The organism is Amycolatopsis sp. cmx-4-61 (assembly GCF_046548775.1).
Lineage (GTDB): Bacteria > Actinomycetota > Actinomycetes > Mycobacteriales > Pseudonocardiaceae > Amycolatopsis.
In genome coordinates this window covers 58,403-76,763 of the sequence record NZ_JAEBEI010000004.1, presented here as the reverse complement: position 1 = coordinate 76,763, position 18,361 = coordinate 58,403, and the positions used below count along the sequence as shown (strand labels likewise).

Annotated in this window: 10 protein-coding genes; 5 read left to right on the top strand and 5 right to left on the bottom strand. The window is 68.9% G+C overall.

Annotated features, from left to right (window positions below):
• Positions 1-5: 5 nt before the first annotated feature.
• Positions 6-1,217 carry an acetyl-CoA C-acetyltransferase gene (locus ACLJOU_RS15070; protein WP_410567710.1) on the bottom strand — a complete coding sequence of 404 codons (1,212 nt, stop codon included), beginning with the start codon at positions 1,215-1,217 and terminating at the stop codon, positions 6-8.
• A gap of 150 nt (positions 1,218-1,367) precedes the next feature.
• Between ACLJOU_RS15070 and ACLJOU_RS15065 the strand changes: the two genes are divergently transcribed.
• The 3 genes from ACLJOU_RS15065 to ACLJOU_RS15055 all read left to right on the top strand — a co-directional run bounded on the left by ACLJOU_RS15065 (position 1,368) and on the right by ACLJOU_RS15055 (position 4,832).
• Positions 1,368-2,549 (top strand): TetR/AcrR family transcriptional regulator, encoded by a 1,182-nt coding sequence (locus ACLJOU_RS15065; RefSeq protein ID WP_410567709.1) that lies wholly within the window; start codon positions 1,368-1,370, stop codon positions 2,547-2,549.
• Between the two features lie 280 nt (positions 2,550-2,829).
• Positions 2,830-3,024, top strand: a complete 195-nt coding sequence (locus ACLJOU_RS15060) for a hypothetical protein (RefSeq protein ID WP_410567707.1) — start codon at positions 2,830-2,832, stop codon at positions 3,022-3,024.
• 29 nt (positions 3,025-3,053) lie between these two features.
• Positions 3,054-4,832, top strand: a complete 1,779-nt coding sequence (locus tag ACLJOU_RS15055) for an HEXXH motif domain-containing protein (RefSeq protein ID WP_410568332.1) — start codon at positions 3,054-3,056, stop codon at positions 4,830-4,832.
• 5 nt (positions 4,833-4,837) lie between these two features.
• On the opposite strand, the gene fxsT (ACLJOU_RS15050) is transcribed toward ACLJOU_RS15055, so the two are convergent.
• Genes fxsT (ACLJOU_RS15050) through ACLJOU_RS15040 form a run of 3 tightly spaced genes read right to left on the bottom strand, consistent with a single transcriptional unit; the run spans position 4,838 to position 11,667 of the window.
• Positions 4,838-9,103 (bottom strand): FxSxx-COOH system tetratricopeptide repeat protein, encoded by a 4,266-nt coding sequence (gene fxsT / locus ACLJOU_RS15050; protein ID WP_410567706.1) that lies wholly within the window; start codon positions 9,101-9,103, stop codon positions 4,838-4,840.
• A 1-nt stretch (position 9,104) separates the two neighbouring features.
• The gene (locus ACLJOU_RS15045) at positions 9,105-10,160 is read right to left on the bottom strand and encodes an AAA family ATPase (protein WP_410567704.1); all 1,056 of its coding nucleotides are present in this window, start codon (positions 10,158-10,160) and stop codon (positions 9,105-9,107) included.
• On the bottom strand, positions 10,138-11,667 hold the full coding sequence (locus ACLJOU_RS15040; protein WP_410567702.1) for an effector-associated domain 2-containing protein: 1,530 nt from the start codon (positions 11,665-11,667) through the stop codon (positions 10,138-10,140). The genes ACLJOU_RS15045 and ACLJOU_RS15040 overlap by 23 nt, the downstream gene beginning before the upstream one ends.
• A gap of 244 nt (positions 11,668-11,911) precedes the next feature.
• Here ACLJOU_RS15040 and ACLJOU_RS15035 point away from each other — a divergent pair, with 244 nt between their 5' ends.
• Both ACLJOU_RS15035 and ACLJOU_RS15030 read left to right on the top strand, forming a co-directional pair.
• On the top strand, positions 11,912-12,109 hold the full coding sequence (locus ACLJOU_RS15035; RefSeq protein ID WP_410567700.1) for a hypothetical protein: 198 nt from the start codon (positions 11,912-11,914) through the stop codon (positions 12,107-12,109).
• 2 nt (positions 12,110-12,111) lie between these two features.
• Entirely contained in the window at positions 12,112-13,920 is a 1,809-nt protein-coding gene (locus ACLJOU_RS15030; RefSeq protein ID WP_410567698.1) for an aKG-HExxH-type peptide beta-hydroxylase, read from the top strand.
• A 15-nt stretch (positions 13,921-13,935) separates the two neighbouring features.
• Here the strand turns inward: ACLJOU_RS15030 and fxsT (ACLJOU_RS15025) are convergent, their stop codons facing one another.
• Positions 13,936-18,360 carry an FxSxx-COOH system tetratricopeptide repeat protein gene (fxsT, locus tag ACLJOU_RS15025; RefSeq protein ID WP_410567696.1) on the bottom strand — a complete coding sequence of 1,475 codons (4,425 nt, stop codon included), beginning with the start codon at positions 18,358-18,360 and terminating at the stop codon, positions 13,936-13,938.
• Position 18,361 lies beyond the last annotated feature (1 nt).

The window sequence follows — 18,361 nt, the reverse complement described above, 5'->3', positions numbered from 1 at the left end:
TGTCCTCACACCCGCTCGATGATGGTCGCGACGCCCATGCCGCCGCCGATGCACAGGGTCACCAGCGCGCGACGCGCCTGGCGGCGTTCCAGCTCGTCGACGACCGTGCCGACCAGCATCGCGCCGGTGGCGCCGAGCGGGTGGCCCATGGCGATCGCGCCGCCGTTGACGTTGACCTTCTCCTCGTCGAGGTGCAGGTCCTTGATCCACTTGAGCACGACGGACGCGAACGCCTCGTTGAGCTCCCACAGGTCGATGTCCTCGGGCTTGAGACCCGCGGCCTTCAGGACCTTTTCGGTGGCCGGCGTGGGGCCGGTGAGCATGATCGTCGGCTCGGAGCCGATCGACGCGGTCGCCACGATCCGGGCGCGCGGGGTCAGCCCGAAGGTCTTGCCGACCTGCTCGGACCCGACCAGCACCAGCGCGGCGCCGTCGACGATGCCGGAGGAGTTGCCGCCGGTGTGGACGTGGTTGATCTTCTCGACCGAGTGGTACTTCTGCAGCGCGACGGCGTCGAAGCCGCCCAGCTCGCCGATGCCGGCGAAGGCGGGCTTGAGCTTGCCGAGGCCCTCGACGGTGGAGCCGGGGCGGCGGTGCTCGTCGTGGTCCAGGATCGTGACGCCGTTGATGTCCTTGACCGGCACGACGGACTTGGCGAAGTAGCCGCCGGACCAGGCCGCCTCGGCGCGGTCCTGCGAGCGGACGGCCCAGCGGTCGACGTCCTCGCGGGAGAAGCCCTCGATGGTCGCGATCAGGTCGGCGCCGGTGCCCTGCGGGACGATGTAGTTGTCGTACGCGGTGGCCGGGTCCATGAACAGCGCACCGCCGTCGGAGCCCATCGGCACGCGCGACATCGACTCGACACCACCGGCGATGATCAGGTTGTCCCAGCCCGAGCGGACCTTCTGCGCGGCGGTGTTGGTGGCCTCGAGCCCGGAGGCGCAGAAGCGGTTCAGCTGCACGCCGGCGACGGTCTCGGGCAGGCCCGCGTTGAGTGCGGCGGTGCGCGCGATGACGGCGCCCTGCTCGCCGACCGGCGAGACGACGCCGAGCACGACGTCGTCGATCGCGGCGGGGTCGAGGTTCGGGTGGCGGACCTTCAGTTCGTTGATCAGGCCGACCACCAGGTCGACCGGCTTGGTGCCGTGCAGGGCACCGCCCTTGTTCTTGCCGCGAGGCGTGCGGATCGCCTCGTAGATGTAGGCCTCGCTACTCACTGAACAACTCCTCGCGAGCGGGATGGGACGTCGTCGTACCGTGACCGACTATACCGGCCAGTAGGGCTAATGCCCATTAACATATCGTCGGATAACCCCAAGGTGTCAATGGGTTGCAGCTGTGCCGTTAGCCGCTATCGTTCACTCACCATGACCGACTCTGTGCGTAGTGCGCGCCCCCGCGACCGCAAGGCCCAGCTGGCCACGGTGGCGGCGGAGCTGTTCCGCGCCCGCGGCTTCCCCGGGGTCGGCATCAAGGACATCGCGGACGCGGCGGGCGTCACGGGCCCGGCGTTGTACCGCCATTTCGCGGACAAGCAGGCAATCCTGGCGTACGTGGTCCTGAGCGGCTTCGAGGACATGGAGGCGGCGACGGCGGAGGCCCTGTCGGACGCGGTCCAGCCGTCTGACCAGCTGGAATCCTTGTTGAGCCGCCTGGCAACCCAGGCGGTCGAGCGTCGCGAAATAGCGGCGTTGTGGCGCTGGGAAGGCCGCCATCTCCCGAAGGAGGACCAACGCGAGATCGCCCGCCGGTCGGCGCTGGCCCTGACGGCGTGGTCGAAGGCGCTGCTGGCCAGGCGCCCGGAGCTGCCGTCCGAAGACGCGGAGCTGCTCTGCTGGGCGGCGCTGTCGGTGTTCGGGAGCGTGTCGGTCCACCACACGTCGGTGGCCCGCCGCCGCTTCGCTCAGTTGCTGGTCGAACTGGCCCTCGGTGTGCTGAACACCACACTCCCGGCATCGTCCACCCCGCCGCCTTCGCCGGGGTTGAGCCTGGGCACCCCGTCCCGCCGCGAGCAGGTCCTGGCGGAGGCAACGACGTTGTTCGCCCAGCGCGGCTACCACGACGTGAGCATGGAGGACATCGGAGCGGCGGCGGGCATAGCCGGACCGAGCATCTACCGCCACTTCCCGAGCAAGGCGGCATTGATGGTGGCAATCGGCCACCGGGCGGCGGATCGCCTGGCCTTGGCCGCCGAGCGGGCGCTGCGGACGTCCGACGAAGGCTCGGCGTTGCGCCGCTTGGCGGAGTCGTACGTGCACACGATCTTGCGCACACCGGAACTGCTGGTGTCGTTCTCGGCGGACCGCGTGACGATGCCGGACCGCGACAAGGCGGACCTGCTGCGGGTCCAGCGGGACTACGTGGCCCAGTGGGTGACGCTGCTGTCAGCAGTGCGGCCGTCGTTGCCGGTGAAGGAAGCGAAGATCACGGTGCACGCGGCACTGACGATCGCGAACGACCTGGCCCGGACGCGCCGGGTTGCGTCGAGGCCGAACTTCGAAGCGGAGCTGACGACGTTGCTCCGGACCGTCCTCGGCGTTGCCGACTAGCCACCGAGCGCTCGATCTTTTCGCGACAAATCGACAATCACCTCGCTTGAAATTGCTTCACCTCCCAGTCGTACCCAAGGGCAACCATCCCATAACACTGCGTGTCTAATCCGCCCAACTTGTCGCTTCGATCACGTGTTTGATCAGACCTCTCCCGGCAAAAACCTCCTTAAGCAGCGCAAACACTTGACCAGGGTCACCCGAATGGCGCTACACGTGGGCTGCTAAATTGTGTTCGACTTGCTAGTCGTTTCTAAGTTGCGGAAGAGGAAATATCGGCATGCGATCTCCGGATGGCAATGGACAACCGGGGATCAAATCCGAACTCCTCGACCTGAGCACGATCTCCCTGTCCGAAGTGCGGCAACTCGACCCCGTCGTGCTTCACCGGTCGATCCGTCACGCCGTGGGCCGCACCGCACACATCCCGGTGACTGCGAGCGGCAGCGGCGCTGGCGCCAAACGCGTCGACTGACCTGCTCCGAAAGGTTTTCCGTGCGCACGATGGACGACGTCTCGTCCCAACCGGACGTGCATTCGATCGCCTGGGACACCTTCGACCTGCTGGCCGCCGGCCGCGGTGGGATCGCCGCCGTTGATGTCCTGCGCACCGCGGACCGGAGCCGTCGCCTGCTCTTGTTGTGCGGCCTCGTGGAGCGCGCGGCTGCCGATCCGCGGCTGACCGGACCACTGATCGGTTCCGAAGCCGCCTGGGATCTGCTGGTCCGGGCGCAGCGAGCCGATTCGGGCGCATTGGAGCGGGTCCTCGCCCACCCCTACACCGGGAGCTGGGCGGGGTACACCACCCGCCTGATCGAGCAGGATCTGATCGGGGAATGCCCGCTTTGGGTGCACTACGGCTATCTGCACACGCTCGCCGCGGCGGCGGCGATCCACGCGAGCCTCGACTTCACCATCCGGGTGCCGGTCTGGGACGGAACTGTCGTGCTGCCGACGCTGGGAGCGGCTCGGCTCGCGACAGGCCACCGCTTCACCACCGCCGAGGTGCACGGGGAAGCGGGAGCTTTCACGATCGTCGGCGAACACTCGCGTGTCGCCCCCGGGCAGCCGGCTTGGAGTCCCCTCCGGACGTTCCGGTTCGACGCTTGCGACCGCGTCCTCGAACTGCGGCTCGACGATCTGGACCCGCATCGCGGTTTGTACCACCCCATCCCGCCTGCCCGGCTCGCGGAAAGCGAGTCGGCGGATTGGCGAAACCTGCTCGGTGAAGCCTGGAACCTGATCGTCGAACACCTGCCCGAGTACGCCGAAGTCCTGCCCACGGGCCTGATGTCGATCGTGCCGGAGCCGGCGGTCCCGTTCCGGCTCCCGAGCGCATCGACGGGCGAAGCATTCGGCAGCGCGGTCATCGCGGCCCCGGACGAACCGGCGGCCCTCGCCGCTGCGCTAGTGCACGAGTTCCAGCACGTTCGACTGGGTGCTCTTCTCCAGCTCGCCCGGCTACACGACGACGATCGCACTGAGCGGCTTTACGCGCCGTGGCGGGAAGATCCCCGGCCGCTCGGCGGTCTGGTGCACGGAATCTATGCATTTTTCGGCGTCTCGGCATTCTGGCGAGCACGCTCCAAGGCCTGCCCGGACGATCTGCTGGCCGCGTTCGAATTCGCCCACTGGCGCATCCAAAGCTGGCACACGCTCGAAGCGATTCGCGAAGACTCGGCCCTGACCGACGCGGGACGGCGCTTCCTGGATGAGCTGGCAGCCGTGCTCGGTCCTTGGCAGGCCGAACCGACGACGGGTGAAGCGAAGCAGTGGGCGGACACCCTGGCCGTTGATCACGACGCCGGCTGGCGGCTTCGCCACCTCCGCCCCGAACCCGGGACGGTGGCCGAACTCGTGCAGGCGTGGCAGGACGGACTCCCCTGCCCGTCAGTCGCAGCAGGAGGCCGGCTGGACACCGTATCGGACGGCGACTGGCCGAATGCCCGCGCCGACCTGGTCCGGGTTCGGCTGGGTGAGAACGGAGAAACCCGGCTGGCGCAGTTGTGGTCACTCGTACCGGACGTGCTGGAGGCCGACCGCCTGCTGGTCGACGGCCGGGTCGCCGAAGCCCGGGCTGCCTACGCCGCGGAACTCGCGGCGGACCCGGACCACGCCTCGGCGTTGATCGGCCTGGGTCTGTCGCTCCCGGACGGCCCGGCCAAGCGGGCTCTTCTCTCCGCACCCCAGCTCGTCCGCGCGGTGCACCGGAAGCTGCGCACCGCAAGCGGTTCCCCCGGCGTCGAAGAACTGGCTGCTTGGACGGGCGCAAGGTTTTCCTGACCGAGTCACAGGGGCATCGGATCGATATCGCACTCCGCGCGCACCGCGTTTTCCGCGGCATCGATCGCGGGGTGACCCGGCCGGAGCACCCGGCCGATCGTGCCGATCACCTCCTGGTGCTGGCTGACCGCTTCTCTGATGCGACCGAGCCGTTCGAGGTCCAAGGCTCGGTTGAGCCGGGCCGCGAGCGTCACGGGATGGCTGTCGGGCAACGCCTGCCGCAGCCGTGCGAGGGTTTCGGTGTTCATCCGCAGGGAACGCTGCACGTCTCCGAGTGCGTACCAGTCGTTCGCGGTGTTGATCGAGCACGCCAGGACGTGCGGATGGGAGGGGCCCAGCCGGTCCCGCAGCTCCGTCAGCACCCGTTCGTTTCGGCTCGATGCGGCCGCCGGATCCCCGAGCAGTCGCAGGGTCACCCCGACGTCCGCGTCCGCCAGCAGGGTGTGTGGGTGCCGATCACCCATGTTTGCCCGGTACAGCGAAAGGACTTGTTCGCCGAGCTCGAGTGAGGCCGCCAGCTCACCCGCGTTACGCAGGTCCAGCGAATGGGCCAGAGCGCAGGCCAGCGCGTTCGGGTGGTCCGGTCCGTACTTGTACCGGAAGCGTTCCAACGCGCTGCCGGACAGGTTCAGCGCAGCCCCGTGGTGCCCGTCCTTCCGCTGCGCGACGGCGAGGTGGTAGTCGCGCCGGACGACGCCGTCGGTATCCGAGCCGAAGAGACCGCGCACCCGTTCCACGACCTTTTGTTGCTCGATGCGCGCCCAGGAGTAGTCACCGAGTTCGCGTCGGCAGATGATCATGATGTTGAGCGTGAGGATGGTTTCCCAGTTGTCGTACCCAAGGACTTCCGACCGGCGTTCATAAGTGTCTTCACTGAGCCAGCGCGCCTGTTCGTACTCCCCCACCAGCAGCAGCGACACGACCAAATCGTGTGCCGCGCGCAGGGTCGACGGGTCGTCGTCGCCGAACAGGGAGCGGGCCCTCTCGTATGTCCTCCGGTTCAGATCCCGTGCCGTCGAGAAGTCGCCGTTGGCCTTGAGCCCGACGGCCACCAGCATCTCCGCGCGCAGGGCCTGTTCCGAATCCGGCCCTGCGGTTCGGCGGTAGAGCCGCAACGTCCGCCCGCTGACCTGTGCCGATGCCTCGTACCGGCCGAGCACCCAGAGCATGCGCCCGAGCTCCTCGGAAGCGGCCAAGGTCTGAGCGTCTTCCTCGCCATACCGGTTCGTCCAGGTTGTCGCGGCTTCTTCGGCCAGCGCCAGCGCCCCGGCGTGATCACCGGAGAAGTACAGGAACTTCATCACGTTGAGCAGCAATCGCCGCACCCACGGGTCGTCGCAGTCGATCAGGCCTGCGGGCCGCAGGTGCGGCAGCACCAACTGGTAGCGCGGCCACAGCGGCGCTGTCTCGGGGTCGTTCGGATCAAGGTTGGCCAGCAGGAGGGCGGCACCGTGGCGCATTTCGGCACGCGTCTTGGCCGACATCCCCCGCCGCAACGCCAGTTGCGCGAGCCGGTGCAGGAGCAAGCCGCCACTGCGGTGATCCAGATTGGCCAGCCGGCATCGGTTGATGTCCCGGAGCGCCCGGTCCAGCAGGTCGGGATCCCGCATCGCGGTGTCCAGCTCGGGAGCGATCGAAACACCCCGTACTCCGGCGAACAGGCTGCGGGAGATCGGTTCGGTCGCGAAGAACGCACAAACCTGGAGCAGCTGATGCGCGGCCGGATTGCGGACGGCAAGGCCGTCGAACGAGACGTCCCAGGCGGCTGCCGCGGCGATCTCGTCGTCCGACGTCCGCGGCGACGTCGACAGGATCTCGGCTACTTTTTCGTCCAGCAGCCTGATGTACTCGGTGACCGGGATTCCGCTTTCGGCACGCCACGCCGCGGCCTGCACCAGCGCGATCGGCAGATCACCCAGCTTTTGCGCGAGCGCATCAGCCTCCCCTTCCGCAACGGCGGGGTCCCGGTGGCGCAGCAACTCGATGCTCTCCGCGCGGGTGAACCGGCCTATCGGAATGGATTCCCCCGGAAAGCCGGCCGGAGCGCCGTCCCGTGTAGTGACCAATGTCCGGCCCGGTCCGTCGGTCGGCAAGAACGGCAGGAGGGACGCCGGATGGTCGGCCGCGTCGAAGACGAGCAGCCAGCGGCGGTAGGGCTTGCCGGCGCGCAAGGCGGCCAGGACGGCGGGCACCGCGGTAAGGGCCTCTTCGGCGCCCGGCAACCGGAGCTGCCGGGCGAGCTCGCTCAGGGAGGCGCGGATCTGCGACTCGTGAAGCGCGCTGACCCACCAGACGAGGTCATGGTCGCGCAGCTGCCGGTAGATGTATTCGACCGCGATCTGGGTTTTGCCGAGACCTCCGGGTCCGTGCAAGATCGCGCAGCCTGCCGGCCTCAGGCTTGCCGTCAGGTGGTCGAGCAGTTCGCGGCGGCCGATGAACTCCGGATTGCGGGCGGGAACCGCGCCCCAGACGACCGGGGCGTCGGTGGTGATCCGCCGCACCCGGCGCAGAGAGGTGGCCGCTTCTTCCCGGACGTCCGTTACCCCCCGCTCCGCCGCGAGGCCCGACTCGGCGGCGGTGGGCGGAGCCTCGCCGTCCTCCGTGACGACCTCCCGGTCATCCTCCGCGGCCGCGAGCTCGTGCTCCCGAGCCTGCAAGCGCTCGGCTCGCCAGGCATACGGGCCCGAGAGCGCGCGCATGACAACTCGTTCGAGCGAGATGTCTGCCGTGTCGTCTGGCAGCGCGGCGCGGTCCGGATCGGCGAGTGCGTCGGCGATCTTCAGCAACACGGGGTGCCGCTCGCCGAACCGCTGCCCGGTCGCGGCGACCACCCGCACGGTCTCGGCTCGCCGTCCGGCCGCGAGCAGCGCCTCGCGTATCGGGATCGGTAACTCGAAAACGGCGTCGTCTTCACTTGTGCTCGTCTCGGGCGGGGCAAGGAGACCACTCGTGAACACCTCGGCGAGATGGGCCGTCCCCGCCTCTGGCACGAGCTCCGCGCGGACGAATCGTGCGATCGGCAGACTGACCGGAACCGCGGCCAGCAAAGTCGCAAGCCGGAGCGCCGGCGGTGTGGCGGCACCCACGAACCGCCGGACCCGCTCCTCGGCCGACAGCGGCGCCACGGGCTCGTCGTCGTCCGCCGGCTCAGGCAGTGGCTGGTCGCGGGCGAGCATGACCGTACCCGGTACCGCGTCGGTGACCGTGCGCGAAACGAAGCGCACCCACCAGCTGAACCACCGGCCCTCCAGTTCGAGAACGGGTACCGGTATTGCACCGGCCGCGGTCTTTTCCGGATCCGCCATGGTCATCCAGGCGTCCGGCAGCTCGAACCCGTAACGGCGGTTCGGCCGGAACGGACCGGGCGAGGCAAGCAGGGCCCGGTGCAACGGCAACCCGCCCTTCTTCCACATGTACTGGGGCAACAGGTGCACCAGCGCGACCGGCATGCCACGGCTCCACTGTGCGAGCAGTGGCGACACGAGGTCGCGCCGCCACGCCTCGCCGACACCGTCGGTGACAACCAACATAAGCCGGTCCCCGTACCAGCCGAGGAGTTCGGCCGCGCTGTGCTGCGGCGCGTCCGGTGTGCCGCCGCGCAGGACCGGCGAGAGAGATCCGTCGGTCGCACGGGCCTGCGTTTCGAGGTACCGGATCCGGACCGTCCGGAACGCTCCGAGCTGCTGAACCAGTCTCAGAAACGCCGAGACTTCGGACTGCCACAGCGTCATCGACGCTCCCGCGTCGACCACCACCGTCAGATCGAGGACACGAGTCGTCGGAGCGGGCTTCACCACGGGCAGCCAAAGGCCGTCCTGTGCGGCTTGCTCAGCGGTCGACTCCTCGTCCAGCTGGAGGTCGTCGTCCCGAGTGGAAGGGCGCAGCTGCTTCAACGGTCGCAGGGACCGCAGGATGTCCGGGCCACCCGGCATGGTCCCCGGCTTCGGGGCCCGGCCGTTCGGCAGCGCCCCCGGACGACTGCCGACGTGGACGTCCCGGGCGGACCCTCCGACATTGCGATGCCGTTGCTGCCTGGCCATCAGTTCGGGCGCCCCGACCGGCCGTGGGGCCTTCCCCGGCTCCGGTTCGCGGGCCGATGGTGGCGGCGCCTCGGGTGCCGGCTCCGGAGTAGGCGGGAGGGGCGGCTGCGGGTCACTGTCCGGCTGTCCCGACGACCGGCGGAGCGCCGCAGCCAGCCAGACCGCGTCGGCGACCTCGCTCCACGACAGCGGCTCGTTCCCGACGCGGATCTCGCGCGGCTCCTCGGCCATTTCACGGCACCACAGAGTTCAACTGCCGCCAGAGCGCGTCCACCAGCCGCGGCCAAGAATCGCCCTCGTCGTGGTACGCCCCCGAAGTCGCCAGGTAGACCGCCTCGAGGAGCTTGTCGACCGGCAAGCCGCCGAACGCTTCGCTGCGGCTGACGAACTCCTCGATGAGGCGGGACCGGTGGGTATCGCCGGGGTCGAGTGCGTGGGCCGCCACCATGGCCGCCAGCTGCTCGATATCCGGATCCTGGAGTTCGAGCCGCAGGCATCGGCGCAGGAAGGCCGGCGGGAAATCGCGGTCGCCGTTGCTGGTGATCACGACGAACGGGAAGGCCGCGCACCGGACCCGGCCATCCACGACCGTCGCCGTCAGGTCGGGGTCGGCCGTGAAAACCTCGACCTCTCGGGTCCGGCTGCGCATCCGCACCAGTTCCGGGATCGCGAACTCGCCGTCCTCGAACAGGCTGAGCAGATCGTTCGGCAAATCGGCCTCGCTCTTGTCGAGTTCGTCGATGAGCAGCACGCGAGGCAGCCGGCGGGGCAGGAAGACCGTGCCGAGTTCGCCGAGCCGGAGGTATTCGCCGATCGGCGGTTCCTGGTCGCCGTCCCGCATGGCCGAACGAGTGCCTGCCGTTTGGGCCCGGCCGATCGCGTCATAGGTGTACAGCCCGGCTTTCAGCGTCGTGTGCGACGTGATCGGCCACCGGAGTACGCGGCCCAGCCCGAGTTCCCGGGCGACCCGGTACGCGAGGCTCGACTTGCCGCTGCCTGGCCTGCCCGTCACCAGCAACGGTCGCCGCAGGTACAGCGCGGCATTGACCATGTCGATCTCGTGGGAGTCGACGTGCCTGGTGATCAGCCGGTGCTCCGACCCCAGCCGCCGAGCTGCTTCGCCCTCGTCCGGCGGCACGACGTCCTCGTCCGGCAGCGGTCCGCCGTCGAATGCGCGCCAGGGCGGCGCGGGCGGGAGCAGATCGGCGAGCGTGGCGCCGTCGACCGGCCGGCCGGTACCGCAGTAGATCCACCAGTCCGGCTGTTCAGGACGCTTTTCCCCGTTCATCCGCATTCTCCCGAGTCACATCCGACAGGTAAGGGCCATCGTCCAGAAAGATCAGCCTGCTCGGGTCGTCCCACAAGATCACCAGATCGCCGGCCGCCCGCAAGTCGACGGGAATCGTCACCTCGCGAAACGACGCCCGCCGGGAATCCCTGGTTCGCGCGGGAAGATCGCCGAGTCCACCACCGTCGACGAGCCAGGCGACGAGTTCCCGCACCACCTCGGCCGGTGCGTGCGGATGCCAGAGCAGGGCCGGGATCCCCGTTCGCAGTCCGGTGGCCAGCTCGTCTTCCCCCGGCCGCGGCCGCACGGGTGGCGGTTCGGCGAGCACCATGACCAGCCATCGGCCGTCACTGAGCGTGGCGTCGAGCCGATGCCGCTTCGCGGTGTCATCTGGCCGGCAGTAATACACCTGTTCAGCCGACGGGTTGCCTAACATCGCTTCCCAGCGAATCCGCCAGGCGCGATGCCACTGCCGGGAGAACATCCGTTCCAACGAGCGGATGACGATCGGGTAATCGAGGGAAAGCGGCCGGGGATCCCCGGTTTCGTGTTCTTTGCACCACCGGTGCACCGGCAGGTTGACCAGCGCCCGCGGCAGGATGAATTCGAGCGCGACTTCTTCGCGGTATTCTGCCCAAGCACGTTCGGCGTCGACGACCAGCCGGTCGACGTGGTGCTCGAGATCCGTACCCTGGACGGTGGCCATCCCACCGCGGGCCGGCGGCCATTCCCGTGGATCTTCCTGACGCCAATGGGAAACGACGTGCAAGTCGGGGTCGATGCCGTCCACTTCCACCATGATCACCAGGTGCAGCCGCAGTCCATCGCCGGCGCCGGGCTTGTGCTCGGCACGCAGCTCGTGCAGCCGAGCCTCACCCTGGACTCGCCGGGCCTGCCAGGTGTTCCATTCCCGTAGCTGTTCACCGAGTGGCCGCGGGCACTCCGCGGCGACAAGTTCGATGAAGATCAGCGCCGGCGGAAGTCCGTGTGCCGGGGTGTTCAGCTCAGTCAGCAGACAGAAAGCGTCCCAAGCGTCCCCCGGTTCACCGGCCGGGCATGCCGCGGGATTCGCCGACCGGCGGAGGAGAGCACTCAGCCTCGGCGGGACGACCCCCGTCAGCGCCGAACGCAGCCAGAGCAATTCGGAATCGGGCAGCAGGTCGTGCATCCGCGGTTCGTGCACGAGGCGGTGCAGCAGCTCTGCCTCCGGAGAGCCCGGCCGCAGCATGCGGACGGCCCTGTCGAGCGCGTGCATCCCGCCTTCGGATCTGGCGCAGGCGTTGACGACGTCGATCAGCTGGTCCCGTCCGCTCGCGTGTTCGGACAGGGTCAGCGAGAAACCGAGGTTGTCGTGGATCAGATCCACCAACAGTGACCGGGTCGGCCGATCGGCGGCCAGCCCCGCTTTGGCGAGGAGATTGACGATCGCCTCCCGGACCGCGATGCGAACCGTCGACGAGGTCTGCAGCTCACGGCTCGGTCCGTAAGTTCGTTCTCCGGCCGACACTTGACGAACCACCTCCCGCCCGGGAGCCCGGGAACGGTGATTTTACCGGTAGAACGCCGATGCAATAGCGTCAAAAGATGGACACGGACACCGTGAAAGCAGACAACGGCGCTCGCGGGAAATAGCTCACGCAACTGCACGTGCACCTCGGCACCCGACATCCGTCCCTGTCGCAACGACCGGGGATACGGGACAATGGAGGCGGGCCGACGGGGTCCGTTCTCCCTGCGAGAAGGGATGCGTGATGCAGACACCGAACCCAGACGGTGAAGCGGGAATCGACTCGGAGCTCCTCGATCTCGGCGGGGTACCGCTGTCCTTGCTGCGCACCCTGGACGGCCGCGAATTGCGCAACGCACTGGAGCACGCGGCCGATCGGGTGTCCTACATCCCCGTGACGGCAAGTGGCAGCGGTGGCGGCAGCGCGCGACGCGTCGACTGATCGTGGCCACCGGTGAACTGGTCCCCCACCGCCTCTCCTGGCGCGATTTCGACGCGCTCGCCCGTGGAGGCGGGGGTGCCGGACCGGTGCGGCGGCTGCGCGCCGCCGAGCGGAGCAGACGATTGCTCCTGCTGCGGGGAATCGTCGACGTCGCGGCCAAATCGCCTAACCTGGCGGGGCCGTTGCCGTCTCCCGAATCGGCTTGGGAACTGCTGGCCCGCGTTCAGGAAAGCGATCCCGCAGCGGTCGAAACCATTCTCGACCACCCCTACACCGGCAGCTGGGCCGGGTACACGACCCGGTTGTGCCACCAGGACGTGACGGGTGTCTGCCCGTTCTGGGTGCACCTGGGCCACGTGCACTGCCTGGCCGCCGCCGCGGCGGTGCTCGCCGGAGCCCCGTTCGACGTCGAACTCCCGATGTGGCAGGGCAATGTGGCGTTGCCGACGCTGGGATCAGTCCGGCTTCGCGGGGGCGAAACGTTCGGAGTGGCCCGGTTGTCCGGCCGGAACGGCACCATCTTGGTCCGGCACCGGAACACCGAGATCCGGTTGCCGGCCGACCTGAGCATCGAAACCCCGTACTGGCAACCGGTCCGCCGGATCGCCGCGTGGCACGGCGACCAGCGGCTCTCGCTCCGGCTCGACGACCTCGACCCCTACCGCGGGCTCTACGAGCCACTCCCGCCGAGGCGGCTCACCCCCACGGAGGTCGAAGCCTGGCGGACGGTCACGGCGGACGCGTGGCGGTTGCTGAGCACGCACCTTCCCGGTGTGGCCGAAGCCGTGCCCAGCGGACTCGAGTCCCTGGTACCCGCGCCGGCGGTCGCCTTCCGGCTGCCCAGTGCTTCGACGGGCGAAGCCTTCGGCAGCGCGATCGTGGCTTACAGCGATGATCCCGAGCAACTGGCCGCCGCGCTGGTGCACGAATTCCACCACATCCGGCTCGGCGGTATCCAGCACCTGGCCGCCCTGCACGTCGACGATCCACGGGAGCGGCTGTACGCGCCTTGGCGCGACGACCCTCGCCCCATCGGCGGGGTGCTGCACGGGATCTACGCCTTCTTCGGCGTCACCGCTTTCTGGCGAGCTCTGGCCACGGCGGAACCTGGTAATGCTCTGGCGTCCTTCGAGTTCGCGCTGTGGCGCACCGCGGCCTGGCGCACCTTGCAGCAGGTGCACGACGACCAAAGCCTGACCCGGACCGGACGGAGGTTCCTCGACGGAGTTGCGGAGGAACTGGCTCCGTGGCAGGAAGAACCCGTCGCGGCCGAACCTGCTGCCTGGGCAACGAGGGCAGCCGTCGACCACTACGCGACCTGGCGGCTGCGCCACCTGCGCCCTGATCCGCGCATCGTCTCCGCCCTCGCGGACAGCTGGCGCCGCGGGGAAACGTGGCCCAAGGTCGGTGCGCCACCCGAGTCGCGCACTCCGACGCCGGTACCGGACGGTGGCTGGACCGATGCCCGGACCGACCTGCTGCGGCTGCGGTTCGGCCGTGGCAGTACCGCAGTGGGTGAGCACGGCACGAGCGTCCCCGGCGTGACCGACGCCGACCTCGCACTGGTGACCGGCCGGATCGAAGCTGCCGTAGCCGGCTACCGGACTTCGTTGAAGGCCAACTCCGACAACCCGGCCACGATAGTCGGCTTGGGACTCGCCCTGGCCGTCCGTGGCACCGGACCTGCAGCGCGCGCGTTGCTGCACCGCCCCGAGCTGGTCCGGGCGGTGCATCGGCTGCTGCGTGCGGACACGAGCGCCGCCCCGTCGGTCGAGGCCGTGGCCGGCTGGCTCGGCCGGTTCACGCACTGAGCAGCGGCCGCGGCCCTACAGCGGTGTCGGGTCGATGTCGCAGTCCGCGCGGATCCCCCGCGACGCTGCCACCGTGGCCGGGTGGGTCTCGCCGAGGACGTGCCGGTAGCGGTCCATCACATCGGTGTACAGGTCGTCCGCTTCCTCGGCCTGCCCGAGCGCCCGCAGGTCCAAGGACAGGTTGAGCTGCACGGCCAACGTGGTCGGGTGGTCGAAGCCGAGCACGCGGCGGGCACGTTCCAGCAGCTCCGCGTCCCGCTCCGCGGCCTCCTCGACCCGGTCGAGCGCGGCCAGATCGCTGGCCACGTCGATCGCGCACACGATCGTGTGCGGGTTGTCCTCCCCGAGCAGAACCCGGAACTGCTCCAGCGAACGCTCGTCCAAGGCCCGGGCCCCCGACGGGTCACCGGACAACCGCAAGGTGACGCCCAGGTCGAGCGCCGCCGCCAACGTGTGCGGGTGGTTTTCGCCGAGACTTTCGCGATAGAGCTCGAAGACCTCCTCGCCCAGCCGGCGAGCTTCCGCGAATTCGTGGGCGTGCCGGAGATCGATCGAGTGGCCGAGGGCACAGGCGAGGGCGTTCGGGTGCTTGTCGCCGTAGCGGATGCGGAACCTGCGGAGCGCGTCCTCGGAGATCACGCGCGCCTCGTTGTGGTCACCGTCCTTCCGGCACGCCACCGCGAGGTGGTACTTGCGCCGCAAGGTGCTGATGCTGTCCACGCCGTAGGTCTGTTCGACCCGGTCGGCGATCTGCTGCTGCTCGATCCTCGCCCACGGGTAGTCACCCAGCTCGCGCCGGGCGATCACCATGAGGACCTGCGTCGACACGGTCAGTGCGTTGTCGTAACCGAAGACCTCCACACGACGGCGGTAGGTCTCGGACGCGAGTTCGTTCGCTCGCCGGAAATCGCCGATGAGCAGGAGTGCCACCACGTAGTCGTGAGCCGCGCTCAACGTGCTCGGGTCGTCCTTGCCGAAGAGACCCCGCGCCTTGACGTAGATCTCCTCGTTGCGCTCGGCCGCTTCCATGAACTGCCCACGAGCCTTGAGGATGACCGCGTAGGTGAGCTGGGCCTTGAGTGTTTCTTCCTCGTTGGGCCCGATGAGTTCCTTGTACCGGTCGTAGGTGCGCCGGCTGGTCTCCGCGGCGTCGATGTAGCGGCCGACCGTCCACTGGAAGAACGCCAGCCGCTCGGATGCTTCCAGTTCCTGCAGCGGCGGGTCTTCGATGGGTGCCTCACCGCGGGTCTGCCGTTCGAGCCGGTCACGTTCCCACTCGTGCACCGCGCGCTCCGCGAGCGTGACCGCGCCGTCGTGGTCGCCCCAGTGGTAGAGGAACTTCATCAGGTTGATCACCAGCTGCCGCACCCACTGGTCCGTGCATTCGATCAGCTCGGCGTCGTAGATGTGCGGCAGTACCTCTTGGTAACGCATCCACTGACGCGGCGACGCCGGGTCGTTCGGGTCGAGGTTGGCCAACAACTTGTGCGCACCGTGGCGCATGTCGCGGCGTTGCGTCTCCGACATGCGGTTGCGCAGGACCAGCTGCACCAGGCGGTGCAGCAGGATGGTGTCGGTGCGGTGGTCGATCTTGGCGAGGCCGAACCGGTTGATGTCGCGGACGGCGCGGCCGAGTTTGATCGGGTCGCGCAGTGCGGCGTCGAGTTCGGGCGACACCGTCATACCGCGGACACCGGCGAACAAGCTCCGCGACACCGGTTCGGGTGCGAAGAACGCGCAGACCTGCAACAGCTGGTGGGCGGCGGGGCTGCTCTTGCTCAGCTGGTCGAACGAGACGTTCCAAGCGGCGGCAACCGACGTTTCGTAGTCCTGCGGGTTCGACGTGTCGAGGATCTCGGCGACCTTTTCGTCGAACAACCGCAGGTATTCCTTGGCGGTCATACCGGTTTCGGCGAGCCAGGCCGCGGCCTGCTCGATCGCCAGAGGGAGGTCGCCCAGCTTCTCGGAGATGCGATCGGCGTCGGTGTCGTCCAGCTGGGGTCCGCGCCTGCTCAGCAGCATTTTGCTTTCGCTGCGCTCGAACACGGCCACTTCGAGCGGCCGCGCCACCCCCGCCCAGTTCGGGTTCCGGGACGTCACCAGAATGTCGCCCGGGCCGCCGACCGGGAAGAACGGGCGAACCATCTCCGGATCCTCGGCGGAGTCGAAGACGAGCAACCACCGCCGGTACGGCCGGCCGAGGCGCAGGGCCTCCTTGACCGCGGGCACAGCCGTGATGGCTTCGCCCGCACCGGGGAGGCGCAGGTGCTGGGCGAGTTCGGTCAGCGACGCGTTGATCTGCGTCGGCCGGGTCGCCTGGATCCACCAGACGATGTCGTAGTCCTGCAGGTGGCGGTAGATGTATTCGGTCGCCATCTGCGTTTTCCCGATGCCCCCCATCCCGTGGAGGGTGGCGGGCAGGACCGCAGTGGTGCCCGCGCCCAGCCGCTCACTCAACTGGGCGAGCAGTTCGCCCCGACCGGTGAAATTGGGATTCGGTGGGGGGATGGACCCCCAGATCGGCGGTACCTCTTCGCCCGAACGCCGTACTTGACGAGAAGTCGATGCGCCGACACTCGCGACCACGCTCGCAGTTTCGACGGCGGAAGGTTTTCCGATGTCATCGGAGACGCGTTGCCCCGCGCCACGGGTCTCTTGCGTATCGACTGCGGGTCTGCCGGGAAGATCCGATTGCTCCAGATCGCGAGGCACAGTGGTCACCGGCAGTACGGTAGCGGCTTTCCCGCGAATCCGACTGGGAAACGCGGGTAATCTACCCAATCGGTCCGCTCTCGAGAGGTACGGTCCGGAGAGAGCCGTCATCACATCGCGTTCGAGTGCTATCTCCTCGCTCGTCGCCGTCTCGGGCCGGGGGTCGGGCGTCGTGTCCGGGTCGACGAGTGCCGCCTGCAGCCGGGCCAATGCGGGCTTGTGCTCACCGACGCGCCGCGATGCCGCACGAACCGCGTGCGCCGTGTCCGAACGACGTGCTCCGCTCAGCAGCACCCGCCTGGTCTGACCGGCGAATTCCCACGGCGTCGTCCGGTCCCACGGTTGCCGGGTGCCGTCGTGTTCCAGCAACCCGCTCGTGAACACCTCGATGAGGTGATCCGGCCCCGACTCCGGCAGCAGTTCGGCTTGCACGGCGGCCGCGACGTCGATATCCACCGGAACGGCCGCGAGGAGCGTGGCCAGCCGGAATGCCGATGGCGATGCCTGACTGCGAAAATCTCTCACCCGTTCCTGCGCAGTCACCTCCTTTTCCCGCGGCTCCGGGATCCGGCCCGGATCGCGAACGGTTCCCGTCGGCCGGTCCCGGACGAGCAAGACCGGGCATTTCCGCCGTTCACCGGCGTGCCCCGTGACGATCTCGGTCCATCGGCGGAACCAGCGTTCCCCGAGTTCGAGCACCGGCACCGCGATCGAATCGCCGGTGAGGCCGGCGTGTTCCACATCGTCGAGCAGCAGGTCGGTCAGCCGAACCCGGTAAGAATCGTTGGGCTGCACCGGGCCCTTTGCCGTGATTTCGGCGTCGTAGGCGTCGACACCGCCCCGGACCCAGAGCCGCCGCGGCAGCAGGTGCACGATCGCCACCGGCACCTTGTGTCCCCAACGTGCCAGTACCGGCTGGACCAGGTCCCGGCGCCAGGCGTCGCTGATCCCGTCGGTCAGTACGAGCATCAACCGGCGGCCGGACGAATCCACCGGCTCGCCGGTCCCCCGGGCCGGGCTTTCCGGCGTTCCGCCGTGGAGCACCGGTCCCAGGACCACTCCCCCCTCGGCGAGTCCGGCCTTGCCCGTCTCCAGCAGCCGCACCTGGACCGACCGGAAGGCACCGATCCGGCGCTGGCACAGTGCGATGAACGCCTCGACGGTCGGTGCCCACAACGCCATGGACGGCGCCTGCTCGACCACGAGAGTCAGGTGCAACCACGGCACGCGCCGGCGCTTGGTGACCGGCAGCCAGATGCCGGCTTCCGCGCTGACCTCGGCAGTCCGCTCCTCGTCGAGCTCGATGTCCTCCGAACGGTCCGAGGGAACTTTGCGCTTCAACGCGCGGAAGGCGCGCACCAGCCGGTTGACGTCGGCCAGCGGGAAGGCAGCGCCGGACGCCCCCGGTTCCTCGCCGCCGGATTCCCGGCCGAGCGAGCCGCCGGCGCCGGCACGACCGTTCGCGACCGCCGGTCGAGCCGGCGACACGGGCAGCGGACCCGGCTGGGGAGGGGCCGGCCGACCGGGTTCGGCCCTCGGCGGTGGGCTCACGGGCGTGGTTTCGGGCGGTTCGGTGCGGGGCGGTCGAACCCGGGGCGGTGTGCCGCTCGGTTCCGCGGGCGGGGGCAGCTCGGTGCCCGCCGACATAGCGGCCACCAGCCACAGCCCGTCGGCGACCTCGGTCGCCGTCAGGTCGTGCGGCTCCGAGCCGCCCGGGTTCGCCGGCACG

Coding starts and splice junctions, on each gene's coding strand:
- fxsT (WP_410567706.1), bottom strand. CDS start 9,103: ATGGCCGAGGAGCCGCGCGAGATCCGCGTCGGGAACGAGCCGCTGTCG.
- ACLJOU_RS15055 (WP_410568332.1), top strand. CDS start 3,054: ATGGACGACGTCTCGTCCCAACCGGACGTGCATTCGATCGCCTGGGAC.
- ACLJOU_RS15065 (WP_410567709.1), top strand. CDS start 1,368: ATGACCGACTCTGTGCGTAGTGCGCGCCCCCGCGACCGCAAGGCCCAG.
- ACLJOU_RS15060 (WP_410567707.1), top strand. CDS start 2,830: ATGCGATCTCCGGATGGCAATGGACAACCGGGGATCAAATCCGAACTC.
- ACLJOU_RS15045 (WP_410567704.1), bottom strand. CDS start 10,160: ATGAACGGGGAAAAGCGTCCTGAACAGCCGGACTGGTGGATCTACTGC.
- ACLJOU_RS15035 (WP_410567700.1), top strand. CDS start 11,912: ATGCAGACACCGAACCCAGACGGTGAAGCGGGAATCGACTCGGAGCTC.